This is a genomic window from Acetobacter pasteurianus subsp. pasteurianus LMG 1262 = NBRC 106471 (assembly GCF_000285275.1).
GTDB lineage: Bacteria > Pseudomonadota > Alphaproteobacteria > Acetobacterales > Acetobacteraceae > Acetobacter > Acetobacter pasteurianus.
Genome location: NZ_CADO01000004.1, coordinates 78260 through 102418 on the forward strand (window position 1 = coordinate 78260; position 24159 = coordinate 102418).

Genomic DNA, 24159 nt, shown 5'->3' on the forward strand with positions numbered 1-24159 from the left:
TCCCTTGCAGAAGCTACAAAAAAAGCCGCAGCCTGAAAAATCAGGTTGCGGCTTTTTGCTGGAAAGCAAGCTGGCTGCTTACCCCTTAATGAGAGCGTCAATCTGTTTAAACTGCTCCAGCAAAGCAGGCAGGGTTTTAATTGGCAGCATGTTAGGTCCATCGCTCGGTGCTTGGTCCGGGTTCTCATGCGTTTCAATAAACAGAGACGCTACACCAATTGCCAAAGCAGCACGAGAGAGCACAGGGGCAAACTCACGCTGGCCACCAGATGCGCCCCCCAAGCCACCGGGCTGCTGCACAGAATGTGTGGCATCAAACACAACAGGGTAACCGGTCTGGGCCATAATGGGCAGGCCGCGCATATCGTTTACCAGCGTATTATAACCAAAGCTGGTGCCGCGCTCGCACAGCATGATGCGATTATTGCCGGTAGAGGCAATTTTGGCGGCTACGTGCTTCATGTCCCACGGGGCAAGAAACTGGCCTTTTTTCACATTCACCGCAGCGCCTGTTTTCCCGGCGGCTAGCAGCAAATCTGTCTGTCGGCACAAAAAAGCGGGAATTTGCAGCACATCCACAGCTTCAGCCACAGGCGCACACTGTTCTGGCGCGTGCACGTCTGTCAGCACCGGAATATCCAGCGTGTTGCGCACATTTGCCAGAATATCCAGCCCTTCTGCCATGCCAATGCCGCGTGCACTGGAAATGCTGGTGCGGTTGGCTTTGTCGAACGAGCTTTTGTAAATCAGCCCGATACCAGCCTTCTGGCAGATTTCCTTCAGCGCTGTGGCTGTTTCCATGGCATGGGCCGCAGATTCAATCTGGCACGGCCCGGCGATCAGCACAAATGGCTGATCGTTCCCGATGTACAAAGACCCAAGCTGGAAATCTGAACCCAATGCCTGCGTCATGCTTTTTTAGCCTTCTCCAGCGCAGCGCCAACAAAACCGGCAAACAGCGGATGCGGTGCAAATGGGCGAGACTTCAGTTCCGGGTGATACTGCACTGCAATGAACCACGGATGATCTGGGTATTCCACCACTTCTGGCAAAATGCCATCTGGTGAAAGACCAGAGAACTTCATCCCGGCTTTTTCAAGCTGATCCTTATAATGGATATTCACTTCATACCGATGACGATGCCGCTCGCGGATGGAAGTTGCATTATACACTTCTGCCGCGCGAGAGCCTTCAATCAGCTTGGCAGGGTAGGCGCCAAGACGCATGGTGCCGCCTAGTTCTCCGCCTTCGCTCCGGCGCAGGCGTTCGTTGCCACGTGCCCATTCGGTCATCAGGCCTACCAGAGGCTCTTCCGTATAGCCAAATTCGGTGGAGGATGCATTGGGCAGGTCTGCCAGATTACGGGCACATTCAATAACCGCCATCTGCATGCCAAAGCATATTCCAAGGAACGGAATACCTTTTTCACGCGCAAAGCGAATGGCCTCAATCTTGCCCTGAGACCCACGCTCACCAAACCCGCCGGGTACCAGAATGGCATCTACATCGCCCAGTTTGGCTTCCAGTGATGCAGGGTCTTTTTCAAAAACCTCGGCATCCACCCAGTCCAGAACAACCTTGGTGCGGTGGGCAATGCCACCATGCAGCAAGGCTTCGTTCAGGGATTTGTAGCTATCCAGCAGGGCTGTGTATTTGCCAACCACTGCAATACGCACCTCGTTATCCGGGTGGCGGATGGCATCTACAATCTTTTCCCACCCTGTCAGATCAGGCTCTTCTGCATGCGGCAGACCGAAGTAACGGAGCACTTCGGTATCCATACCTTCTGCATGGTAGGAGAGGGGGCAGGAGTAAATGGTGTCCACATCCCGTGCGGCAATAACGGCTTCTGGCCGCACGTTACAGAAATTGGCAATCTTGCGCCGCTCTGTTGGCGGAATGGGGCGGTCACACCGGCACAGCAGAATCTGCGGCTGGATACCCACATTCTGCAATTCCTTAACGGAATGCTGGGTTGGCTTGGTTTTCAGCTCACCCGCAGAAGGGATCCATGGCAGCAGCGTAAGGTGCACAACCATGGTCTGATCCGGACCCAGATCATTGCGCAACTGACGGATAGCTTCCAGAAACGGTAGGCTTTCAATATCGCCAACTGTGCCGCCAATTTCCACCAACACGAAATCCAGATCATCCGTATTGGCCACAACAATATCTTTAATGGCATCCGTAATATGCGGGATAACCTGCACGGTTGCGCCCAGATAATCACCACGCCGTTCACGCGCGATAACATCTGAATAAATCTTGCCTGTTGTGGTGTTGTCTTCCTTGGAAGCGTTCACCCCTGTGAAGCGTTCATAATGGCCAAGATCAAGGTCTGTCTCAGCGCCATCCTCGGTCACAAACACTTCCCCATGCTGGTAGGGGCTCATGGTGCCGGGATCAACGTTCAGGTAGGGATCAAGCTTGCGTAGGCGCACTTTGTAGCCACGCGTCTGCAACAGGGCAGCAAGGGCAGCAGATGCAATGCCTTTGCCAAGAGAGGATACCACACCACCGGTGATAAAAACAAAGCGGGTCATGAGCAGACTTCCTACACGGACAAGGCCGGGCGGGTAAAGATGGACAAACGCAAACTACCGCATGCCACAGGACATGCGGAGCTGAAGGGATAAAAGGGCTCTCTCCTCACACAAGGCGGAAAGGAGAGAGAAACCTGCATTTTACGGATGCGCCGGAGCAGCTGGCTGCGGAGCCGGAGCCGTTGTTGCCGGGGCAACTGGTGCGGGCGTGGTGGCTGCCGGGGGCTGGGCCAGAATATCGTGCCCTTCACCCGTAACAGAGCCTTTGTAAAGCATGGCCAGCAACAGGGAAAGCAGCATGAACACACCAGCCAGCACAGCCGTTGTGCGCGTAAGCAGGTTGGCTGTTCCACGGCCGGACATGAAAGCCCCCATGCCCTGGCTGCTGCCAATTCCAAGGCCACCGCCTTCACTCCGCTGAATTAGCACAACGCCAATCAGGGCTATGGTCACACAGAAATGCAGGATCAGCAGGGCTGTGGTCATGTCAGATTCCAGATCAGAACAGCAAATCAGGCAGCAGATGCTGCACTGACGATGGAAAGAAACGCGTCCGCCTTAAGGCTGGCGCCGCCAACAAGCGCACCCGCCACTTCAGGAATGGGCAGGATGGTGGCCGCATTCCCGGCGTTTACGGACCCTCCATACAGGATTTTGATGACTTTTCCAGCCTCTCCAAACTGCCGCACCAATTCTTCACGCAGGAATTTCATGGTTTCGGCTATCTGATCGGTGGTGGCAGCAAGGCCCGTACCAATGGCCCAGATGGGCTCATATGCCAGAATACCGTTAAAACCATCGGGCAGGGAACCCTTGATCTGCCAACCCAGCGCATCAAAGTGCTCACCAGTTTCGCGCTGATCTTCTGTTTCACCAATACAGACAATAGGGGTTAGCCCGGCTTTGGCGGCAGCCATGGCTTTTTCACGCACCGTTTCATCCAGCTCACCGTGTTCCTGACGGCGTTCTGAATGGCCCAGAACAACGTAGGACACACCCAGATCGGCCAGCATGGGGGCAGAAATATCACCCGTATGCGCGCCAGAAACTTCCTGATGGCAATCCTGTGCACCCAGTTTTACGGGTGTGGGTTTGAGCATATCTGTCAGCAGCCCAAGCTGGGTAAAGGGCGGGCACACCACAACATCCGCACTGTTGGCGGGCAGGCCGCTGGTAATAGCCTTGACGAGTTCCTGCGAATCACGGCTTAGGCCATTCATTTTCCAGTTGCCGACAATAATCTGTCTGGTCATGCCCTGCTCCTTGCCTGTAGCGCGCCATGCCAACGGGCACGCGCGTTTTACAATATGGTTCTTCCATGAAGGCTAAACCATAGACGCACCCTTTGGGGCAAGAGAGCAGGTGGCTTATTCTTGCCTGTCTGGCGTGCAGGCACGGTTATGTCTGGTCAAGCACCGCAGCTACCCTTATGGTGCCGCGCCTGTGCATACCCTTTTGTGGTATGATGTTTTTTAAGCATAGCTGTGGATCCATCGGGTCATGATTTCCTATCTACGTCGCGTTTTTGTTGAGTCCTGGCTGGGCCGGGTGACTGCAATTGTCATTTTTCTGGCGTTTGTCGGCTGGGGAATAGGCGATGTTATGGGCTATATGGGGGAAGAAACGGATGTTGTTGCCAAAGTGGGGCAACAGCAGGTTTCTGCCGATGATCTGGCCACAGCCCTACAATCTGAACTGCCAACCATTGCACGCCAGATGGGGGTTACCGATCCATCGCAAATTCCTCTGGCCATGCAGCGGCAGGTTGCCTACCAGATTCTGCACCGCCTGATTGGGCAGGCAGAACTGCTGAACACTGCACAGAAACTGAAAGTGGCCGTGCCTGATTCGGCTGTGCGGGATGAAGTGTTCTCACTTCCTTATTTCAAAGGGGCCAATGGCCAGTTTGACCGCGCCAGCTTCAATCAGAAACTGCGTGACCGCGGGCTGACCGAACAGCGCTTTCTGGACATGGTGCGCAATGATCTGACAACCCGCACCATTTTGCAGCCTTTGGCACAGGCTGGCAGCGTGTCCGACACAATGCTCCAGCGTTTTCTAACCTACGGTGCAAAAACGCGCGTGGTAGATTTTGTGAGCATTCCGTTTGATGCACAGCCCACACCCAAAGCGCCAGATGATGCTGTGCTCCAGCGTTATTACAACAACCACCCGTGGATGTTCCGCACGCCAGAACTGCGCCACGCCAAAATTGTGGTGCTTTCCCCGCAAACGGTGGCAGACAGCATCACTCTGGGTGAAGCTGACATCAAGCGCATTTATGATGAGCAGAAATCTCGCTACGATGTGCCAGAAACACGCGATATTCAGCTAATCACTCTGCAAGATCAGGCGCAGGCAACCGCCATTGCCAATGCGTGGAAAGTAGGGGGCAACTGGCAGGCTATCCAGAACAGCGCAAAAGATGCAGCTGCGGTAGAAATGCCAAATGCGCGCCCATCCACCATTCCTTCCGCCACATTGCGGCAGGCTGTTTTTCAGGCGCCTGAAGGGCAGGTAAGTGGTCCACTTAAAACAGAAAGCGGATGGGCTGTTTTTCGCGTCACCAAAATAACGGCCCCGCACAGCACGCCGTATGAGGATGCAAAAAAAGACATCCTCTCACAGTATCGGTCCGCCGTTGCACCATCTGTTGCAGGTGAACGCAAACGCAAACTGCAGGATGCTCTTGCAGGTAAAGGCCTAGATGCCATTCCGGCTGATCTGGGTGCCGTTGCTGCCGCAGGCACGCTGGATGCACAGGGCATGACTGCGGATAAGGAACCCGCACCGCTGCCAGCATCAGGCAAGCTGCGTGAAGCCATTATCCACCAGATTTTCACGCAAAAACCCGGTGCTCGTGCAACGCTTGTTGATGGACCAGACAACAGCAGCTTTGCTGTGGAAGTAGATACCGCAACACCCGCAGCACCACGCACCTTTGAGCAGGCACATGCAGATGTTCTGGCCGCATGGCAGGCCGAAGCCCGCAAGCATGCAGCAAATGAGCAGGCAACAAACCTGTATCTGGCAACCAAGAACAAGCAGGCTCTGGGCACAACAAACGCACCGGGCGCACAGATGACGCGGGATGCAGCATTCTCCTACGCCAAGCCCAACAAAAACATACCAGACGCACTAATGGACTATCTGCCGCGCATGCAGCCCGGACAGGCAGTTATGGCGGAAGATGATGGTCACTTCCTTGTGGCTGTTGTGACAAAACTGTTCGTGCCCAACCCACCAGCTCCTGCTGATGGCGTGCAGCGCCTGAAAGACTCTCTGGCACAGGCCGATAGCGATGATCTGGTTGCCAGTTATGTTGAAGCATTAAGCAAGCGCACGCCGCCCCATATTAACGAACGCGCCGTGATGGCCACACTGTCTGCTGCCGGATTTGGAGGAGAAGCCACGCCATGAGCATTACCGCACGCATTGCGCCTTCACCCTCTCGGCAGGAATGTGAAGCTGCTTGGGCGCAAGGTCAGCCTTCTGTTGTGTTCTCTGTAGAAGCTGCGGATCTGCTTACGCCGGTTTCAGCCTATCTGCGCCTTGCGCGCTTTGATGGCGGCACTGGCAAAAACACTCTGCTGCTGGAAAGTGTGGAAGGCGGCACATCGCGCGGGCGGTATTCTGTTATCGCCCTCAAACCGGATATCATCTGGACCTGCCATAACGGGCAGATCACGCTGGATGAAACCCCGGAAAAACCGGATAGTGCTCCACGCATTCTTACAGAAAAACCGCTGGAAAGCCTGCGTGCGCTTATCCACGCCACACGTCTGGAACTGCCCGAGGGCGTACCCCCCATGGTTGCGGGTCTGTTTGGGTATCTGGGCTATGACATGGTGCGCCAGATGGAGCATCTGCCAGATGCGCCCCCGGATGATCTGAACCTGCCTGAATCCATCCTTATGCGTCCCGGGCTTTTTGCTGTGTTTGACACGGTGAGTGACGAACTCATTCTAGCCGCACCGGTTCGCCCGCAAAAAGATGAAACCGCAGGACAAGCTTGGGATAAAGCGCAAGACCTGCTCCGCCGTGCGCGAGAATGTCTGGCAGGGGCGCTTCCGCCTTTGCCTAAATCCCCGGAAAACCTGCCCGAACCCGCCGAACCGCGTTCTTCATTCAGCAAGGATGAGTTCTGTCAGGCTGTGGAGCGTATTCAGGATTATATTGCCGCCGGCGATGCCTTTCAGGTTGTGCCCAGCCAGCGTTTTTCCACGCCGTTTCCGCTGCCATCTCTGGCGCTGTATCGTACGCTGCGGCGCATCAATCCGGCGCCATTCCTGTTTCATCTGGATTTTGGTGAGTTCTCACTTGTCGGGTCCTCGCCCGAAATTCTGGTGCGCTTGCAGGACGGCACCATGACGGTACGCCCACTTGCGGGCACACGCCCACGCGGCAAAACGGCCGAGGAAGATCTGCGCCTTGAAAAAGACCTTCTGGCCGATCAGAAAGAACTGGCCGAACACCTGATGCTGATAGACCTTGGCCGTAATGATGTAGGCCGTGTGAGCATTCCCGGCACGGTGAAAGTGACGGAACGATTCGTCATTGAGCGTTTCAGCCACGTCATGCACATCTCTTCCAACGTGCAGGGCACGCTAAAACCGGAACTGGAAGCGCTGGATGCTCTTGTGGCCGCGTTTCCCGCAGGCACGCTTACGGGGGCGCCTAAAATCCGCGCCATGGAAATTATTGATGAAGTCGAGCGCACCCGCCGCGCCACCTATGCCGGGTGCATTGGCTATTTTGGTGCTGGTGGCAATATGGATACCTGTATCGGGCTGCGTATGGCTGTTGTAAAAGACGGGCAAATGCATGTGCAGGCAGGCTGTGGCGTGGTGGCAGACAGTGTGCCCGAAACAGAATATGAAGAAACACGCCATAAAGCCCGCGCTGTATTCCGCGCTGCAGAAGCTGCGCTGGAACAGGCAAGGGCAGGGCGGTCCTAATGCCGCTTCTGTTCCATTCTTATTTGACCCCAACAGCACATAAGGTCATCATTCGGCCATGATCCTTCTGATCGACAATTATGATAGCTTCACCTTCAACCTCGTTCACTACTTGGGTGAACTGGGTGTGCAGTGTGACGTACGCCGCAATGATACCCTGAGTGTGGAAGATGCTCTGGCCCTCAAGCCAGAAGCCATTGTGCTTTCTCCCGGTCCATGTTCCCCCAATGAAGCAGGCATTTGCTGTGATCTGATATCTGCCGCAGCCGGTAAGGTGCCTGTTTTTGGGGTGTGCTTGGGGCATCAGGCCATTGGGCAGGTGTTTGGCGCAGAAGTCGTACGCGCACCTACGCCCATGCACGGCAAGGTGAGCCCCGTTTTCCATAACGGGCAAGATGTTTTTGCAGGGCTACCCAACCCATTCAATGCCACGCGCTACCATAGCCTCACGCTTGAACCCGCCAGCATTCCAGATGCTCTGGAAGTTACGGCATGGACAGAAGATGGCGTGATTATGGGCGTGCGCCACCGGCAGTATCCTATTTCGGGCGTGCAGTTCCACCCAGAAAGCATTGCCTCGGAATATGGCCACGATCTGATGAAAAACTTTCTTTCCATCGCTGCTGCCTGGAAAGAAAAACAGGCCGTTGCCTGATGTCTGTTACCACTCAGGAGACCACGTCTCAGCAGGCAGGTGAACAGTTTTTTTCCTCCATTCTGGCGCGCGTTGCTGAGGGACAAGCACTCAGCGCAGCCGAAGCAGAAGCCGCTTTTGGCGTGATTATGGATGGCCTGATTGCGCCAGAGCGCATTGCGGCTTTTCTTATGGCCTTACGCGTGCGCGGTGAAACGCAGGAAGAACTGCTTGGTGGTGTAACAGCCTTACGGGCCCGTATGCACAGCGTGCCCGCCATGCCTGCCGATACAATAGATGTATGCGGCACCGGCGGAGACAATTACGGCACGTTGAATGTATCCACCGCTGTGGCCTTTGTGTTGGGTGCGCTTGGTGTGCCTGTTGCCAAACATGGCAACAGGGCCATTTCCTCCCGGTCCGGCGCGTCTGATGTGCTGGCCGCGCTGAGTGTGCCGCTTTCTGCCCAAGCTGAAGTTCTGGCGGAGCAGATGCAGGCGCATAAGGCCATCTTTTTGTCTGCCCCGCATCATCATCCCGCTATGCGTTTTGCGGCTCCGGTGCGTAAAGCCCTTGGGGTGCGCACGCTGTTTAACTTGATGGGGCCTTTGGTAAACCCGGCAGGTGTTAAACGGCAGCTTGTGGGTGTGTTCTCACCCGCATGGCTAGAGCCGATGGTCAATGTGCTCAAAAATCTGGGCTCCCAGAAAGTCTGGGCCGTGTGCGGCCTGCCATCAGACGGGCAGGGCGGTATTGATGAAATTACACTGGCTGGCCCAACACAGGTTGTAGCGCTAGAAGATGGTGCCATCTGCCCGTTTTCCATTACGCCGGAAATGGCTGGCCTTGCCCATGCCCCCGTTAGCACCATATTGGGGGGAGATGCCCAATATAATGCACAAGCTCTGGAAGCTTTGTTGCATGGCGCACCCGGGGCATATCGTGATACAGTGGTTTTGAACGCCGCCTGCGCACTCCATGTGGCAGGGCGGGTAACACTCCTGCGGGACGGACGCATTGATCCGCAGGCCTTGCGGGAAAGTGTGGTACAGGCCGCACGCCCACTGGATGATGGCACGGCTCTGGCAGTGCTGAATGGTTTGCGCGCTTCCGCCCCGGATGCACGCGCCTGAGACATGACAGGATAATCATGAACGATACACCACTCGCGTCCTCGGCAGCTTCTGCTTCGGACACTCTTGCCAGCAAGATTGACGAACTGCCGGATGTTCTCTCCCGCATCTGCGCACGCACCAAGCTGGAAGTTGAACATCGCTCCACCCTGATGTCCCTTAAGGAAATCACGGCAAAAGCGCAGGAAACCAAAGAGGCACCGCGCGGGTTTGGCCGGGCGCTGAAGGAAAAAGCTGCGGACCGGGCCGTTGGCCTGATTGCAGAAATCAAGAAGGCTTCTCCTTCTGCCGGCATCCTGCGTGAAACCTATGATCCCGCAGAAATTGCCGCAGAATATGAGCAAGCCGGTGCAGCCTGTATTTCCGTGCTGACCGAAAGCTCCTGCTTTCATGGGGATAACGAAGATCTGGGCAAGGCGCGGGCTGCATGCTCCCTTCCAGTTCTGCGCAAGGATTTTATCCTTGATCCGTGGCAGGTTTATGAAAGCCGCATGATCGGGGCAGATTGCATTCTGCTGATTATGTCCATTCTGTCCGATGAAATGGCGCTGGAACTGGTTGACCATGCCAAAGGGCTGGATATGGATGTGCTGGTAGAAGTGCATGATGAGGAAGAACTCAACCGCGCCCTTGCGCTGGATACCTTCCTGATCGGTATCAACAACCGCAACCTCAAAACACTTCAAACCAGCTTAGACACCACGCGGGAGCTTTCTCCGCTTGTGCCGCCAGATCGGATTATCGTGTCTGAAAGCGGCATCAAAACGCATGAAGATATCGTGCAGCTTTCCAGCATCGGTGTAACAGGCTTTCTGGTGGGTGAATCCCTCCTGCGAGATCCTCACCCGGGCGATGCCGCCAAAAAACTTCTGGGGCTGGCCTAACGTGCCCTCTCCAGCACTCACACATCTGGATGCGGCAGGGCATGCGCATATGGTGGATGTTTCCGCCAAGGCTGCCACACGTCGCAAGGCTGTTGCCACCGGGGCAATTATTATGCAGCCCCAAACACTGGAAATGATCCTTTCAGGCGCGGCCCCAAAAGGTGATGTTCTGGCAACGGCCCGTATTGCTGGCATTATGGCCGCCAAAAAAACAGCAGATATTATCCCGCTCTGCCATCCGCTTAGCCTGAGCAGTGTTACTGTAGATCTGGCGCCGAATGATAACAGGATCGAGATTACCGCAACTGTTACAACAACCGGCGCAACCGGGGTGGAAATGGAAGCGTTAACCGCCGTGTCTGCCGCGGCCCTTACACTTTACGATATGTGCAAAGCAGTTGACCGCGGCATGCAGATAGAAAATATAAAGCTCCTCCACAAAAGTGGAGGGCGCTCAGGAGACTACAACGCTGCATAATGAATCACGCGAAACACCATGCGGTTTTACTGGAGCTTTAGGAAATACCTAAATATCCGGAAACTGATGCCGCTGTTACGCACCATTTATTACGAACTGTTTACATATCGCAGAAGGTTCATCACGCATGGGAACGAACGCCAAACAGGTCGGTAAGGCAGGAAATAACGGTCCTTCCTTAACACGAGACCAGTTTCTTAAAGCCTACTATGACATGCTTCTGATCCGCCGCTTTGAAGAAAAAGCCGGGCAACTTTACGGCATGGGCCTGATTGGCGGTTTCTGCCACTTGTATATTGGGCAAGAAGCTGTGGTGGTTGGTATCCAGATGAGCCTGAAAGATGGCGATAAGCTGATTACATCTTACCGAGACCATGGGCAGATGCTGGTGGCTGGCATGACCCCCCGTGGCGTGATGGCAGAGCTTACGGGCCGTTCTACCGGGTATTCCCACGGTAAGGGTGGCTCCATGCATATGTTCTCCCGCGAGAAGAACTTTTACGGTGGCCACGGCATTGTTGGCGCTCAGGTTTCTTTGGGTATCGGGCTGGCATTTGCCAACAAATACCGTGATACGGATGAAGTTTCCGTAGCTTATTTTGGTGATGGCGCAGCCAACCAGGGTCAGGTTTACGAAAGCTTCAACCTGGCTGCTCTGCTCAAGCTCCCCTGTATTTTTGTTATTGAAAACAACCGTTACGGCATGGGCACCGCTGTTGAGCGGGCATCTGCATCGCACGAACTCTACAAAAATGGCGAGCCATGGGGCATTCCCGGCAAGCGGGTGGATGGCATGGATGTTGCCGCCGTATATGCGGCAGCAGAAGAAGCCGTAAAGCATTGCCGTGAAGGGAAGGGGCCTTACCTGCTGGAGATGATGACATACCGCTATCGCGGCCATTCCATGTCTGACCCGGCAAAATACCGCACGCGAGATGAGGTGGATGAAGTCCGCAAAACGCGTGATCCTATTGAACACGTTAAACACATCCTGCTGGATTCTGGCGTGACAGAAGCAGAACTGAAAACCATGGAAACCGAGATCAAGGGCATCGTGAACGACTCTGCGGAATTTGCGCAGACCAGCCCGGAACCAGATCCGGCCGAACTTTATACGGATGTTGTTCTGGAGGCTTGAGCATAAACATGGCGACTGAAATTTTAATGCCCGCCCTTTCTCCTACCATGACAGAGGGCAAACTGGCCCGCTGGCTGAAAAAGGAAGGGGACGCTGTAAATAGCGGTGACGTTCTGGCCGAGATTGAAACCGACAAAGCCACAATGGAAGTAGAAGCCATTGAAGAAGGTATTCTAGGCCGTATTCTTACAGCAGAAGGCACAGAAGGCGTTGCCGTTAACACACCTATCGCCATTCTGGTGGAAGAAGGTGAGGCAGTGCCAGATAACATCGACACGCCTAAAAGTGCAGCTTCCGCAGAAGCTCTACCCGTAGCACAGCCTGTAGCCTCGGCCCCTGTAAGCGCGCCGGTATCTGCCCCTGTTGAAGAAGAAAAAGACTGGGGTGAGACGCAGGAAATCACTGTGCGTGAAGCGCTACGTGATGCTCTAGCCGCCGAATTGCAGCGTGATCCAGACGTGTTCCTGATGGGTGAAGAAGTTGCCCAATATCAGGGTGCTTACAAAATCTCCCAAGGCCTGTTGCAGGAATTTGGCGAAAAGCGCGTAATTGACATGCCTATTGCTGAGCATGGCTTTACTGGCATGGCCGTGGGTGCTGCCCTTACTGGCCTCAAGCCCGTGGTGGAGTTCATGACCATGAACTTCTCCATGCAGGCTATTGACCACATCATCAATTCCGCAGCCAAAACGCTGTATATGTCTGGCGGCCAGATGGGGTGCCCCATTGTGTTCCGCGGGCCAAACGGCCCGGCATCTCGCGTGGGTGCACAGCATTCTCAGTGCTACGGTAGCTGGTACGCCCATGTTCCGGGCCTGAAAGTGGTTGTGCCTTGGTCTTCCGCCGATGCCAAAGGCCTGCTGCGCGCTGCTATCCGCGACCCGAACCCTGTTGTGGTGCTGGAAAACGAAATTCTTTACGGGCGCAAATTCCCATGCCCGATTGATGAAGACTTCATTGTGCCCATCGGCAAGGCCAAGATCGAACGTACTGGCTCGGATGTTACAATTGTTGCGTTCTCCATTGCTGTCACCACGGCACTGGATGCTGCGGCTGAGCTGGCCAAACAGGGTATTGAGGCAGAAGTTATCAACCTGCGCAGCCTGCGCCCGCTGGATACAGATACAATTGTAGAAAGCGTAAAGAAAACCAGCCGCTTGGTTACAGTAGAAGAAGGCTGGCCGTTTGCAGGCATTGGCGCAGAAGTTGCCATGCAGATAATCGAACATGCGTTTGATTGGCTGGATGCTCCACCGGCCCGTGTAACGGGTGTGGATGTGCCTATGCCGTTTGCCGCCAATCTGGAAAAACTGGCCCTGCCACAGCCTGAAGATGTGGTTAAAGCCGCACTTGGCCTGATGTGAGGGAATGACAGATGGCGACTGAAATTTTAATGCCCGCCCTTTCTCCTACCATGACAGAGGGCAAACTGGCCCGCTGGCTGAAAAAGGAAGGGGACACCGTAAACAGCGGTGATGTTCTGGCCGAGATTGAAACCGACAAAGCCACAATGGAAGTAGAAGCCATTGAGGAAGGTATTCTGGGCCGCATCCTTATTCAGGAAGGCGCAGAAGGTGTTGCGGTCAACACACCTATCGCCATTCTGGTGGAAGAAGGTGAGGCGGTGCCAGATAACATCGCCACGCCTAAAAACGTGGCGTCTGCTGAGCCAGCCCCTGTGCCGCAACCTGTTGCTTCTGCACCAGTGGCAGCGCAGGCCGCACCTGCACAGCGGGCAGATAAGCCTGTTGGCCGGGTTGTGGCCTCTCCACTGGCGCGGCGCATTGCACGCCAGAAGAATATTGATCTGGCAGCCATTCAAGGCACTGGCCCAAATGGCCGTATTGTTAAACGGGATGTGGAAGCCGCTCTTAACAAAGCCCCAAGTGCAGGGCAGGTGGCTTCTGCCTTGCCTGCATCAGGTGGCAGCAGTGCGGTGCCGCACACCACTATGCGTAAGGTTATTGCACGCCGCCTGAGTGAATCCAAAGCCACCATTCCGCACTTCTATGTCTCCATAGATGTAGAACTGGATGCACTTCTTGCTTTGCGTGCGCAGCTTAATGCCATGTCTCCAGCAGAAGGGGCTGATGCCTTCAAGCTGTCTGTAAACGATATGCTCATTAAGGCTTCTGCCGTTGCCCTTAAGCAGGTCCCGGAAGTAAACGCGTCTTACACCGAAGATGCCATGATCCTGCACGAAGATGCAGATATCTCGGTTGCGGTTTCTCTGGATGATGGGCTGATCACGCCTATTGTCAAACAGGCAGACCGCAAGAGCCTGAAAGATATCAGTCAGGAAGCCAAGGATCTGATTGCCCGCGCCCGCGCTGGCAAGCTGAAGCCGGAAGAATTCCAGGGTGGCACGTTCTCCATCTCCAACATGGGGATGTACGGCGTGAAAGACTTTGCCGCCATTGTTAACCCGCCGCAGGCTGCCATTCTGGCTATTGCAGCAGGTAAAAAACAGGCTGTGGTAAAAGGGAATGAGCTGGCTATTGCTACAGTCATGACCGTTACCCTCTCGGTGGATCACCGTGTGGTGGATGGTGCGGCGGCTGCGCGTTGGCTTTCTGCTTTCCGCACAGCGGTTGAATCTCCGCTTTCACTCGTTCTCTAACCGCACGGCTTTCTGAGGATCAGGCATATTATGAGCCAGACTGATTTTGATATCATCGTTATTGGCGGTGGGCCGGGCGGTTATGTAGCGGCACTTCGGGCAGCACAGCTTAAGCTTTCCGTTGCAGTGGTGGAAGCCAACCACCTTGGGGGCATCTGCCTGAACTGGGGTTGTATTCCCACCAAGGCTTTGCTGCGTGCTTCCGAGATCAACCATCTACTGCATGATCTGGGCACATATGGCTTTAAAGCTGATGGCGTAAGCTTTGATTTTAAAGCAATTGTTGCACGGTCCCGTGCTGTTTCCAAACAGCTTGCATCTGGTGTGCAGCACCTGCTGAAAAAAGCCAAAGTTCCTGTTTTTAAAGGATTTGGCAAGCTGAATGGCGTTGCTGCTGGCGGTAAGCGCAAGGTGCTGGTGCAGCCGGAAAGTGGTGCACCACAAACCCTTACCGCCAAGCACGTTATTCTGGCTACAGGTGCACGTGCGCGTGCATTGCCGGGGCTGGAAGCAGACGGTAAGCTTGTCTGGTCTTACCGGGAAGCCTTGGTGCCAGATGAACTGCCCAAGCGGCTGCTCGTCATTGGGTCTGGCGCTATCGGTACGGAATTTGCTTCCTTCTATCGCAACATGGGTTCGGAAGTAACGCTGGTGGAAGTTGCGCCGCGTATTCTGCCCGTGGAAGACGAAGAAATCAGCGCCTTGGCCCGCAAGGAATTTGAAAAACAGGGCATGCGCGTTCTCACCAGCGCCAAGGTTGGGGCGCTGAAAAAGGGCAAGAACGATGTAACTGTGCCAGTGGAAGTAGGCGGCAAAACGGAAACCATTACCGTAGACCGCGTTATTTCTGCCGTGGGTATTGTCGGCAACGTTGAAAATATCGGGCTGGAAGGCACCAAGATCAAAGTAGACCGCACACATGTGGTCACGGATGATCTGTGCCGCACGGGTGAACCCGGTGTTTACGCTATTGGTGACCTGGCAGGAGCCCCGTGGCTTGCACACAAAGCCAGCCATGAAGCTGTTATGTGTGTTGAAGCCATTGCTGGTAAAACCGTGCATCCTATTGATGTTACAAAAATTCCGGGCTGCACATACTGTCGGCCTCAGGTGGCTTCTGTTGGGTATACAGAAGCTCGTGCCAAGGAAGCCGGTTACAAGGTGCGCGTTGGCAAATTCCCGCTTATGGCTAACGGTAAAGCACTTGCCATGGGTGAGCCTGAAGGCATGGTGAAAACCGTATTTGATGCCCAGACAGGCGAACTGCTGGGCGCGCATATGATTGGTGCGGAAGTTACGGAAATGATCCAGGGCTTTGTGATTGCCCGCACAGCAGAGCTGACTGAAGCCGAGCTGATGGAAACCATTTTCCCTCATCCCACCATTTCTGAATCCATGCACGAAGCCGTTCTGGCCGCTTATGGCGGGGCGCTTCACTTCTAGTTTTGGTGTATCATCTCAAGGGTTTGATGTTGCCAAAGCACTATCTGGAGCGTTCCTGCCTTGACGCCACGACAGGAGCGTTCCAGTTCTGTGGTAACCCTTGGCAAAAGCGGGCAAAGATATGTCTATTCGCGTTGTGATTGATCATCGAACAGGAGGCAGCAGCCCCAACAAGCTGCGTCATCCAGAAAAAGCACACCGGCCAGACAACCCCATAGCCCGCAAACCGGACTGGATACGCGTTAAGGCACCTAACCACCCAGTTTACCACGAAACACGCGCGTTGATGCGCAGCAACAAACTGGTAACCGTGTGTGAGGAAGCCGCATGCCCCAACATTGGGGAATGCTGGTCTCAGCGCCATGCCACCATGATGATCATGGGGGAAATCTGCACCCGGGCCTGCGCTTTCTGCAATGTTACTACCGGCCTGCCGCATGCGTTGGATGCGGATGAACCCACCCGTGTGGCAGAAGCCGTGGCACGCCTTGGCCTACGGCATGTTGTTATTACATCGGTAGATCGGGATGATCTGGAAGATGGGGGCGCACACCATTTTGCCCGCGTTATTCACGCCATCCGTGCAGCGGCACCAGAAACAACAATCGAAATCCTGACACCAGATTTTTTACGCAAAAAGAACGCGTTAGAAGTGGTTGTTGAAGCACGGCCTGATGTTTTCAACCACAATCTGGAAACCGTGCCACGCTTGTATCCGACCATTCGGCCGGGGGCGCGTTATTACCAGTCTCTGCGGTTATTGGATCGGGTTAAACAGCTTGATGCATCCATCTTTACCAAATCCGGGCTGATGCTTGGTTTGGGGGAAGAAAAAATGGAACTCGCTCAGGTCATGGATGATCTGCGCGTGGCAGATGTAGATTTTATTACAATGGGCCAGTATCTCCAGCCTACAGTCAAACATGCCCCAGTTGCACGTTTTGTTACCCCGGCAGAGTTTGAGGATTACGGCACAATGGCACGCGTAAAAGGTTTTTTACAGGTAAGTTCCAGCCCGCTTACGCGCTCCTCCTACCATGCCGATGCCGACTTTGCCGCACTGCGTGATGCACGCAATGCCCGCCTGAAGGAGGATCAGTAATGCCACAGCACGCAGAAAAGCGTGTTTTACCTTATCGCCCGGATCAGATTTTTGATCTTGTTGCCGATGTTGGCCAGTATCCCAAGTTTCTGCCTTGGTGTGTTGCATCCAAAGTGCGCACTCGCACCGCCACAGAACTTGTTGCGGACTTAACCATTGGTTTTGGCCCGTTCCGGGAAAGTTTTACATCGCGCGTGACTCTGGACCGTCCATCATCCATTACCGTTCGGTATGAGCGCGGGCCTTTTAGGTATTTGCGCAATATCTGGAAATTCACAGCAACGCCTGAAGGCTGCCTTGTAGAGTTTTTTGTAGATTTTGAGTTTCGTTCACGCATTTTACAGGCGGCTATTGGTGTTGTGTTTACAGAAGCCACACGGCTGATGGTTTCTGCCTTTATCAAACGCGCGCGGGAAGTATACGGGCCGCCACAAACGCCAGTCACCAATACGGCAACAGCCTGTACCAGTGAGCACCCCGCCACCTGAGGGGGGAGTGGGTATTTTCTTTGGTTTATTCCTTTGTTTCGGTTGAAACCCTGCTTATGATGCATGCAGGCAATTTTCTGTAACCTGTTGTGGAATATGGGAATTGCCTGTGAAAAGGCGATTCAACCTTATTGAAGGAATATATCCATATGAAAAAACTTTTTGCGGCAGCTCTGCTGGCATCTTCTGCAACTCTGGCTGTTGCGCCAGCTATGGCTGCTGAAACCGCAACGCATCATGGCATGCATGCGCACCATCACCATGAACATTGCCTGAAAGGCAAATGTGCTGCAGGTGAAAAAGCCGCACAGAACAATGGTGATGCTGAAACAGCAGATCTGAACGCCAAAAGCCTGGCAGCTGCACAGAACAATCAGGTGCCTGCCATTGCTGGCGCAGCTCCTGCCGTAACAGCTCCATCTGCACCGGCTCTTACTGCACCGGGCGTTTCTGCATCTGGCATTCCGGCTCCGGTCGCTGCAGGCACAGGCGTAAAAGCGCCAGCTCTGCCCACAGCGCCTACCGCTACGGTGCCAACAAATGCTCCGCTGCCGGCTCCTGTTCCTGTTCAGTAATTTGAACGTACGTGCTGCTGCCGGCATCTGTTTCGGCAGCAGTATTTTTTGTAAGCATTAGCCCAAACGCTGTAAAATCAGCTCAAACGCATGCAATGCCGCTTGCGCTCTCACATCTTCCCGGCTGCCTGAAAAAACCTGCTTGTCCGAGATAACAGCGCCGTTTTTCATGGCCGTTGCAAACCATACAAGTCCTACGGGTTTTTCTGCTGATCCTCCATCCGGCCCAGCAATACCCGAAATGGCGACAGAAACAGTCGCGAGCGGAGAGGCCTCTAATGCCCCTTCAGCCATTTTTTCCACGGTTTGCGCACTTACAGCCCCATGCTTTTCCAATATTTTGGCCGGAACCCCCAGCACCTTTTGCTTCATGGTATTGGAATACGTTACAAACCCGCCTTCCGTAACATCGGAAGAACCAGAAAAATGCGTCAACATGGCTGCAACCAAGCCACCTGTGCAGCTTTCTGCCGTAACCACATGTCCATCTACTTGCCGCAAGCGGGTGAGGGTGCGTTCAGCAGCAGCCAGCACAGAGAGTTCTGAAAAACCGGCATGAGCGGCAGACATTGCCAAAACCTTCCGCTTAGTGTGATGCGCGCGCCATAACCGTACGCACGCCTTTTACACATAACGCCGCCATGGCGCCTGCAACTACGTCATCTCCCATCACACCTGTGGCATCGTGCCGCTTATCCAGCACACCCACCGGGCCGGGCTTTGTAATGTCAAATAAGCGGAAAAAGGCGAACGAGAGCAGAGGGTACATCCAGAACCATTTTTCATGGGCCTGTTCCTCTGTTTTAGGTAGGCATGCCAGCAGGGCTATCCACATGCCAGCCACTTCATCAATCACAATCCAACTGTGATCTTCGCCTTTGCCGCTGCGTTTTGTGGCCCACCAGCCCACCACGGTTACAGCAGCAATACCTGCCACCAAAAGTCGCGGGCGCTTTAACAAAGGCAACCCCACCACCAGTGCCGCCAAAGAACCAACCGTACCCGGCGCGCGGGGAGAAAGCCCACACCCACCAAATGTTGCTATCAGCCGTGCCATATCCATTTTACTGGTTCCCCAATGCCACATAGATGGTCATGTTTTCCCACACACGCTGCACGTAATTCCGCGTTTCGGAATAGGGAATACTCTCAATCCAGTCGATCATCTCTTCGGCCGAAGCACCGTTCTGGGCTGGATTGCCAGCGGTGCTCAGCCAGCGTGCCAAACGGGTAGGCCCACCATTATAAGCTGCGGCCATATACGGCACCACAGCCCCAAAGCGGGACTGAATATGTTCCAGATAAGCGGTGCCCAAACGCATGTTGTTTTCCGGATCATGCAGCCCGGCAGCCGTTGCAGCAGAGGCCGGTAAGCCCGTTACACGCAGCATATCTCCTGCAGTGGAAGGTTTAAGCTGCATAAGCCCAATAGCATTGGAAGGGCTCACTGCATCAGGATTAAAGTTACTTTCCTGCCGCATCAAACCGAGCGCAACGCCCGCAGGCAAAGTGCTGGATGGCGGCGTATAAGGCAGAGGCCAGCCAGAGCGCAGCAGAAATACACCATCTCGGCCAGCATGGCGGGAGACTGTTACAGCTATATCCGGCAAACCCAACTGTGCAGACAAGGAAGAAAGTGCCAGGCGCTGCGGCGTACTTGTAACCTGCTGTTCCAGCATGTTCATAAAATCTCGCGCATGGGGGCGATCTCCCCATGAAACAAGGATCTGGGCTGCCTGTGCCAGCTCACTGCCTGAAACGTAAACATCTTCTGATGTGGTTGTTTCCGGGTCACGCTCGGCTTTCAGGCGCGTGCGCGTTTCCTCTGGCACATTGGCGGGGTCCAGCAGCACATTGTTGCGGCCTTCCAGTGCAGCGGCTGCCATTTGCCCATAAAATGTGCCGGGCAGGGCCGCTGCCTGCTGCCAATTTGCATGGGCCGAAGCAGAATCTCCTGCGGCAGCACGTGCCCGCCCAAGCCAGTAAAAGCCGCGGCTACGCGTAATAAGGGCTGAGGACTGTGCGAGCGGACGAAAAAAAGTTTCCGCTGTGGCCGGATCATGCTGCAGGCGCAGGGCAATCCAACCGGAAAGAAACTGTGCATCCAGCCTGTTTGTTGGTGTGGTCGCGGTATCATTGGCCACGGCAAAAGCATCGGCAGCACGACCAGCCTGAATCAGTTCACGCGCCAGCGTATCTCGTTCCCGCCAGAATGAGGCACCATGTGTGCTGCGTTCGGCATCTACACCAGCGCTTTTCCATAACGCCACGGCTTCATCATAACGCTGCTGTTTACGCAGCCAGCGTGCATGATCGAGAATAAGATACGGGTCAGACCGCTGATTAGCGGGTAGGGCAGCAGCCAGTGTTTCTGCTGCCGGATCATCCGCACGAAAAGCCAGGCGGGCCTGCGCCAGCGGCTGCTTTTGGGCAGAAAGGTAGGGTAGGGTTTGCTTGGCTGCCGCGACCAACCCATTTTTCTCTTCACGATCAAACCGCGACCAAGAACGTTCTGGCGTTATGGCAGATGCAAAGTTGCTTTGCAGCGCCGTGGCAGCGGAGCTGGCATCATTGCCATTTACCCAAGCCTGTGCGGCTTCTGTATTCAAGCGTTTGCTTAAATCTGCCGAGGCCGGAACCTGCGTGGCACACTGCGCAAGGGCAGGGCCGTATGTCAGATTTTGTGTGGCGCAAAGCCGGGCCAGCACTGCCGGATCTGCTTCCCTGGCCAATGCCAGTTGCATGCGTGATGTCAGCAACTGCCAACGGGGCCACACCGGACGTGTTTGCAGAAAATCAGCATAAGCCTGCGTACTGTTCTGCGAGGATTTCACCAACCCCAGCCAAACCGTCAACCGGCTGGCAACATCACTTGTAGGGGGTGTGCCTTGGGCGGCCTGTTGCTCCGTTGGCCATGCCAAACGGTTTTCAGAGGCTCCTTGCTGCTCTGGCGAGGAGGACGAGCAGGCGCTCAGCCCCACACACGCCAGAGAAACAGCAGCCACAAGGCGGTATCGGTACGAAATCGCAAAACGTCTCATACCGCAGAATCAGCGCGTTTCCCGCGCCTTGGCAAGTGCTTTCCGCACCAGCCTCCAATCAGTGGGGCAAATGCCCCCAAACTTCGCCACCACCTTTCACAATCAGCTCAATAGCAACGGCCAGAACAATCAGCAGGCCAACCCAGGAAATCCATTTATATTTATCCAGCAGGCGGGCAATAACAGAAGCCGCCAGCCCCATAAGCAACACGGAAAGCGCCAGACCGGCTATAAGAATACCCGGATGTTCCCGCGCGGCACCGGCAACAGCCAGCACGTTGTCCAAGCTCATGGACAAATCAGCAATCAGGATACGGAAAATCGCTTTCCCCAAGCTGGCTGGTGGCGCAGGGCCTGCATCATCACCTGCATGGCTTTCCCGCATTTCGCGGTACATGCGCCAGCATACCCAAAGCAGCAAAAAGCCGCCGGCCAGCGTAAGGCCCACAATTTCCAGCAGCCTTACAGCCACCAGTGCCAGCAGAATACGGATAACAGCCGCCAGCCCTACACCGGCAAAAATGGCTTTCCGCCGTTGTGCGCCAGAAAGAGACCGCACCGCCATACCAATAACAACGGCGTTATCCCCCGCCAGTGTCACATCAATAAGCACAACCTGCAAAAAGGCGACAAATGCTGTCAGGCTGAAGGAATCCAGAAAGCCGTTCACGTGAGCTCCGATTCGAAAAACAGGGCGCAAAATGCGCCCGAAAAGGCGGCAGTTTCGGGAAGGAACACAAAAAGTCAAAGTTTTCCGCTTTGCGGGCAGACGAAAGGCACGAAATCCGCTAGAGAGACGCCACCTGTTGGCTTTATTGTTTTGGTTAAGGAATTCTGCGTTATGGTGCCGCGTTATACTCGCCCCGTCATGGCCGCCATCTGGTCTCCCACAAACCGCTATCGCATCTGGTTTGAAATTGAAGCGCTGGCGTGTGAAGCCATGGCTGAATATGGCACCGTGCCAAAGGAAGCCGCCAAGGTTGTGCGCGAAAAAGGCGATGCCGCCATGGCCGCCTTCTCTGATGCTGATCTGGCCCGCATTGATGAAATTGAAGCCGAAACCCGGCACGACGTCATTGCCTTCCTGACATGGCTGGCAGAAAAGGTTGGCCCGGAAAGCCGCTTTGTGCATTTGGGCATGACATCATCCGATGTGCTGGATACCTGTCTGGCCGTGCAGCTTGTGCAGGCAACAGACCTGCTGCTGAAAGATCTGGATGGTGTTCTGGATGCGCTGAAAACACGCGCTTTCGAACACAAACATACCCTCACCATTGGCCGCAGCCACGGTATTCATGCCGAACCCACATCTTTCGGGCTGAAGCTGGCTGGCCATTACGCAGAATTCGCCCGTAACAAAGAACGGCTTGAAACTGCACGTGCTGAAATTGCCACCTGTGCCATTTCTGGTGCTGTAGGCACCTATGCGCATCTGGACCCGCGCGTTGAATCCTATGTGGCAGAACGTCTGGGCCTGAAGCCGGAAACCGTTTCCACGCAGGTTATCCCGCGTGATCGGCATGCCGCTTACTTCTGTGCTCTGGCCGTTATTGCCAGCGGCATTGAACGTCTGGCCATTGAAGTGCGCCATCTCCAGCGTTCTGAGGTGCGTGAAGCAGAAGAATTCTTCCATAAGGGCCAGAAAGGCTCTTCCGCCATGCCGCACAAGCGCAACCCGGTGCTGACAGAAAATCTGACAGGTCTGGCCCGCTTGGTACGTGCCGCCGTTATTCCGGCGCTTGAAGACGTAGCCCTGTGGCATGAACGCGATATCAGCCATTCTTCCGTAGAACGGAACATCTGCCCGGATGCCACCATCGGGCTGGATTTTGCCCTTGTGCGTCTGTCTGGCATGATCTCCAAAATGCTGGTGTATCCAGACCGCATGGCCGCCAACATTGAAAGCCTTGGCGGTGTTGTACATTCCGGCGAAGTGCTGCTGGCACTGGCCAAAGCGGGTCTTTCTCGCGAGGATGCCTATCGGATCGTGCAGCGTAACGCCATGGAAACATGGACCAAACTGGGCACGCCGGAATGCAAGACCTTCCGTGAAAATCTGGATGCAGATCCGGAAATCTCTGGCCGTATCTCCCCCGACGTTCTGGATGCAGCAATGGATAGCCGCCAGCACCTGAAGGCGCTGGATACGCAGTACGAAAAGATCTTTGGTGAAACAGGGCCCCGCCAGTAAGCAGGCTCCCCTGTCATAGCAGGATATATCTTCCTACCCGGAAGCCTGCTATGAACCATATCCTAGCATGTAAGGGGCCATACTGGCTGGCCCCTTGAACAACAGCCAGTTCTGCCCGAACTGGCTTTACCCTTTTTCGACAGGTAAGGATCATCATGGCCCGTCGGCGTCAGCTTTATGAAGGTAAAGCCAAAATCCTTTTTGAAGGCCCCGAACCTGGCACCCTTGTGCAATATTTCAAGGACGATGCCACAGCAGGGAACGGCGCAAAAAGCGGCGTAATTACCGGGAAAGGCGTTCTGAACAACCGTATCAGTGAATTTCTGATGCTGCGGTTGCAGGAAATCGGCATTCCCACGCACTTTATCCGCCGCATCAACATGCGTGAGCAGTTGGTAAAGGAAGTGGAAATCATTCCGTTGGAAGTGGTTGTGCGCAATATTGCCGCTGGCAGCATTTCCAAGCGCTTTGATATTCCCGAAGGGGAGCGCCTGCCACGCCCGATTGTGGAATTCTATTACAAGAATGACGCGCTGGGTGATCCTCTGGTTTCAGAAGACCACATCATCGCCTTCGGCTGGGCCTGCCCGCACGATATGGAAGAAATTACCGGCATGGCCATGCGGGTAAATGATTTTCTGTGCGGCCTGTTCAGCGGTATTGGCATCCAGTTGGTAGACTTCAAACTGGAGTTTGGCCGTATCTGGGAAGGCGAAGATATGCAGATTGTGCTGGCAGATGAAATCTCGCCAGATAACTGCCGCCTGTGGGATATGCACACAAACGAAAAACTGGATAAAGACCGGTTCCGCCGCGATATGGGCAACGTAAAAGAAGCCTATCAGGAAGTGGCGCGCCGCATGGGTATCCTGCCAGAAAACGGGGCAGGCGGAGATATGAAGGGGCCGGAAACGGTCCAGTAACCACGCTG

23 protein-coding genes are annotated in these 24159 nt (G+C 54.7%); 15 read left to right on the plus strand and 8 right to left on the minus strand.

All coding sequences use genetic code 11. The features are described from left to right. Positions 1–78: 78 nt before the first annotated feature. The 4 genes from kdsA to tpiA form a co-directional block, all read right to left on the minus strand. A complete protein-coding gene (kdsA, locus tag APA10_RS01490; RefSeq protein WP_003629962.1) occupies positions 79–912 on the minus strand; it encodes a 3-deoxy-8-phosphooctulonate synthase in 834 nt (277 codons plus the stop codon). Next, positions 909–2543, minus strand: a complete 1635-nt coding sequence (locus APA10_RS01495) for a CTP synthase (RefSeq protein ID WP_003625521.1) — start codon at positions 2541–2543, stop codon at positions 909–911. Before APA10_RS01495 ends, kdsA begins: the two co-directional genes overlap by 4 nt. Positions 2544–2684: 141 nt before the next feature. Then, a complete protein-coding gene (gene secG / locus APA10_RS01500) occupies positions 2685–3029 on the minus strand; it encodes a preprotein translocase subunit SecG (protein ID WP_003629964.1) in 345 nt (114 codons plus the stop codon). Between the two features lie 26 nt (positions 3030–3055). Further along, positions 3056–3796, minus strand: coding sequence for a triose-phosphate isomerase (gene tpiA / locus APA10_RS01505; protein WP_012812904.1), 741 nt, complete (start codon positions 3794–3796; stop codon positions 3056–3058). A 247-nt stretch (positions 3797–4043) separates the two neighbouring features. On the opposite strand from tpiA, the gene APA10_RS01510 reads away from it, so the two are divergent. From APA10_RS01510 to APA10_RS01570, 13 genes are all read left to right on the plus strand, one after another. After that, positions 4044–5963 carry a SurA N-terminal domain-containing protein gene (locus APA10_RS01510; RefSeq protein WP_003629965.1) on the plus strand — a complete coding sequence of 640 codons (1920 nt, stop codon included), beginning with the start codon at positions 4044–4046 and terminating at the stop codon, positions 5961–5963. Continuing rightward, entirely contained in the window at positions 5960–7501 is a 1542-nt protein-coding gene (gene trpE, locus APA10_RS01515; protein WP_003629966.1) for an anthranilate synthase component I, read from the plus strand. Before APA10_RS01510 ends, trpE begins: the two co-directional genes overlap by 4 nt. 58 nt (positions 7502–7559) lie before the next feature. After that, positions 7560–8156, plus strand: a complete 597-nt coding sequence (locus tag APA10_RS01520) for an anthranilate synthase component II (protein WP_003625532.1) — start codon at positions 7560–7562, stop codon at positions 8154–8156. After that, positions 8156–9268 carry an anthranilate phosphoribosyltransferase gene (gene trpD, locus APA10_RS01525; RefSeq protein WP_003629967.1) on the plus strand — a complete coding sequence of 371 codons (1113 nt, stop codon included), beginning with the start codon at positions 8156–8158 and terminating at the stop codon, positions 9266–9268. The genes APA10_RS01520 and trpD overlap by 1 nt, the downstream gene beginning before the upstream one ends. A gap of 17 nt (positions 9269–9285) precedes the next feature. Beyond that, entirely contained in the window at positions 9286–10152 is an 867-nt protein-coding gene (gene trpC, locus APA10_RS01530; protein ID WP_003629968.1) for an indole-3-glycerol phosphate synthase TrpC, read from the plus strand. A gap of 1 nt (position 10153) precedes the next feature. Then, positions 10154–10630 carry a cyclic pyranopterin monophosphate synthase MoaC gene (gene moaC / locus APA10_RS01535; RefSeq protein ID WP_003625539.1) on the plus strand — a complete coding sequence of 159 codons (477 nt, stop codon included), beginning with the start codon at positions 10154–10156 and terminating at the stop codon, positions 10628–10630. Positions 10631–10757: 127 nt separating this feature from the next. After that, positions 10758–11768, plus strand: a complete 1011-nt coding sequence (gene pdhA / locus APA10_RS01540; RefSeq protein WP_003625541.1) for a pyruvate dehydrogenase (acetyl-transferring) E1 component subunit alpha — start codon at positions 10758–10760, stop codon at positions 11766–11768. Positions 11769–11776: 8 nt separating this feature from the next. Continuing rightward, the gene (locus APA10_RS01545; RefSeq protein ID WP_035367298.1) at positions 11777–13132 is read left to right on the plus strand and encodes a pyruvate dehydrogenase complex E1 component subunit beta; all 1356 of its coding nucleotides are present in this window, start codon (positions 11777–11779) and stop codon (positions 13130–13132) included. Positions 13133–13143: 11 nt separating this feature from the next. Next, positions 13144–14388: a pyruvate dehydrogenase complex dihydrolipoamide acetyltransferase gene (locus APA10_RS01550; protein WP_035367299.1), complete on the plus strand. Its 1245-nt coding sequence runs from the start codon at positions 13144–13146 to the stop codon at positions 14386–14388. Positions 14389–14418: 30 nt separating this feature from the next. Continuing rightward, positions 14419–15831 (plus strand): dihydrolipoyl dehydrogenase, encoded by a 1413-nt coding sequence (gene lpdA, locus APA10_RS01555; protein ID WP_003630644.1) that lies wholly within the window; start codon positions 14419–14421, stop codon positions 15829–15831. Positions 15832–15952: 121 nt separating this feature from the next. Beyond that, positions 15953–16933 carry a lipoyl synthase gene (lipA, locus tag APA10_RS01560; RefSeq protein WP_012812899.1) on the plus strand — a complete coding sequence of 327 codons (981 nt, stop codon included), beginning with the start codon at positions 15953–15955 and terminating at the stop codon, positions 16931–16933. After that, positions 16933–17421, plus strand: coding sequence for a type II toxin-antitoxin system RatA family toxin (locus APA10_RS01565; RefSeq protein WP_003630635.1), 489 nt, complete (start codon positions 16933–16935; stop codon positions 17419–17421). The genes lipA and APA10_RS01565 overlap by 1 nt, the downstream gene beginning before the upstream one ends. Before the next feature lie 149 nt (positions 17422–17570). After that, positions 17571–17996: a hypothetical protein gene (locus tag APA10_RS01570; protein ID WP_012812897.1), complete on the plus strand. Its 426-nt coding sequence runs from the start codon at positions 17571–17573 to the stop codon at positions 17994–17996. A 57-nt stretch (positions 17997–18053) separates the two neighbouring features. Here the strand turns inward: APA10_RS01570 and APA10_RS01575 are convergent, their stop codons facing one another. From APA10_RS01575 to APA10_RS01590, 4 genes are read right to left on the minus strand one after another with little or no spacing between them, the layout of a single operon-like run. Beyond that, positions 18054–18566, minus strand: a complete 513-nt coding sequence (locus APA10_RS01575; RefSeq protein ID WP_003630631.1) for a CinA family protein — start codon at positions 18564–18566, stop codon at positions 18054–18056. Between the two features lie 16 nt (positions 18567–18582). Continuing rightward, positions 18583–19059, minus strand: a complete 477-nt coding sequence (locus tag APA10_RS01580) for a phosphatidylglycerophosphatase A family protein (RefSeq protein WP_003630629.1) — start codon at positions 19057–19059, stop codon at positions 18583–18585. Position 19060: 1 nt separating this feature from the next. Next, positions 19061–21037, minus strand: a complete 1977-nt coding sequence (locus tag APA10_RS01585) for a lytic transglycosylase domain-containing protein (protein WP_035366276.1) — start codon at positions 21035–21037, stop codon at positions 19061–19063. A gap of 58 nt (positions 21038–21095) precedes the next feature. After that, the gene (locus APA10_RS01590; RefSeq protein WP_003630625.1) at positions 21096–21707 is read right to left on the minus strand and encodes a TerC family protein; all 612 of its coding nucleotides are present in this window, start codon (positions 21705–21707) and stop codon (positions 21096–21098) included. Positions 21708–21878: 171 nt separating this feature from the next. Between APA10_RS01590 and purB the strand changes: the two genes are divergently transcribed. Together purB and purC are read left to right on the plus strand one after the other, a co-directional pair. After that, positions 21879–23228: an adenylosuccinate lyase gene (purB, locus tag APA10_RS01595; protein WP_012812894.1), complete on the plus strand. Its 1350-nt coding sequence runs from the start codon at positions 21879–21881 to the stop codon at positions 23226–23228. A gap of 155 nt (positions 23229–23383) precedes the next feature. Next, positions 23384–24151 (plus strand): phosphoribosylaminoimidazolesuccinocarboxamide synthase, encoded by a 768-nt coding sequence (gene purC, locus APA10_RS01600; RefSeq protein ID WP_003630621.1) that lies wholly within the window; start codon positions 23384–23386, stop codon positions 24149–24151. Positions 24152–24159 lie beyond the last annotated feature (8 nt).

Coding starts and splice junctions, on each gene's coding strand:
- kdsA (WP_003629962.1), bottom strand. CDS start 912: ATGACGCAGGCATTGGGTTCAGATTTCCAGCTTGGGTCTTTGTACATC.
- APA10_RS01495 (WP_003625521.1), bottom strand. CDS start 2,543: ATGACCCGCTTTGTTTTTATCACCGGTGGTGTGGTATCCTCTCTTGGC.
- secG (WP_003629964.1), bottom strand. CDS start 3,029: ATGACCACAGCCCTGCTGATCCTGCATTTCTGTGTGACCATAGCCCTG.
- tpiA (WP_012812904.1), bottom strand. CDS start 3,796: ATGACCAGACAGATTATTGTCGGCAACTGGAAAATGAATGGCCTAAGC.
- APA10_RS01510 (WP_003629965.1), top strand. CDS start 4,044: ATGATTTCCTATCTACGTCGCGTTTTTGTTGAGTCCTGGCTGGGCCGG.
- trpE (WP_003629966.1), top strand. CDS start 5,960: ATGAGCATTACCGCACGCATTGCGCCTTCACCCTCTCGGCAGGAATGT.
- APA10_RS01520 (WP_003625532.1), top strand. CDS start 7,560: ATGATCCTTCTGATCGACAATTATGATAGCTTCACCTTCAACCTCGTT.
- trpD (WP_003629967.1), top strand. CDS start 8,156: ATGTCTGTTACCACTCAGGAGACCACGTCTCAGCAGGCAGGTGAACAG.
- trpC (WP_003629968.1), top strand. CDS start 9,286: ATGAACGATACACCACTCGCGTCCTCGGCAGCTTCTGCTTCGGACACT.
- pdhA (WP_003625541.1), top strand. CDS start 10,758: ATGGGAACGAACGCCAAACAGGTCGGTAAGGCAGGAAATAACGGTCCT.
- APA10_RS01545 (WP_035367298.1), top strand. CDS start 11,777: ATGGCGACTGAAATTTTAATGCCCGCCCTTTCTCCTACCATGACAGAG.
- APA10_RS01550 (WP_035367299.1), top strand. CDS start 13,144: ATGGCGACTGAAATTTTAATGCCCGCCCTTTCTCCTACCATGACAGAG.
- lpdA (WP_003630644.1), top strand. CDS start 14,419: ATGAGCCAGACTGATTTTGATATCATCGTTATTGGCGGTGGGCCGGGC.
- lipA (WP_012812899.1), top strand. CDS start 15,953: ATGTCTATTCGCGTTGTGATTGATCATCGAACAGGAGGCAGCAGCCCC.
- APA10_RS01565 (WP_003630635.1), top strand. CDS start 16,933: ATGCCACAGCACGCAGAAAAGCGTGTTTTACCTTATCGCCCGGATCAG.
- APA10_RS01570 (WP_012812897.1), top strand. CDS start 17,571: ATGAAAAAACTTTTTGCGGCAGCTCTGCTGGCATCTTCTGCAACTCTG.
- APA10_RS01575 (WP_003630631.1), bottom strand. CDS start 18,566: ATGTCTGCCGCTCATGCCGGTTTTTCAGAACTCTCTGTGCTGGCTGCT.
- APA10_RS01580 (WP_003630629.1), bottom strand. CDS start 19,059: ATGGATATGGCACGGCTGATAGCAACATTTGGTGGGTGTGGGCTTTCT.
- APA10_RS01585 (WP_035366276.1), bottom strand. CDS start 21,037: ATGAGACGTTTTGCGATTTCGTACCGATACCGCCTTGTGGCTGCTGTT.
- purB (WP_012812894.1), top strand. CDS start 21,879: ATGGTGCCGCGTTATACTCGCCCCGTCATGGCCGCCATCTGGTCTCCC.
- purC (WP_003630621.1), top strand. CDS start 23,384: ATGGCCCGTCGGCGTCAGCTTTATGAAGGTAAAGCCAAAATCCTTTTT.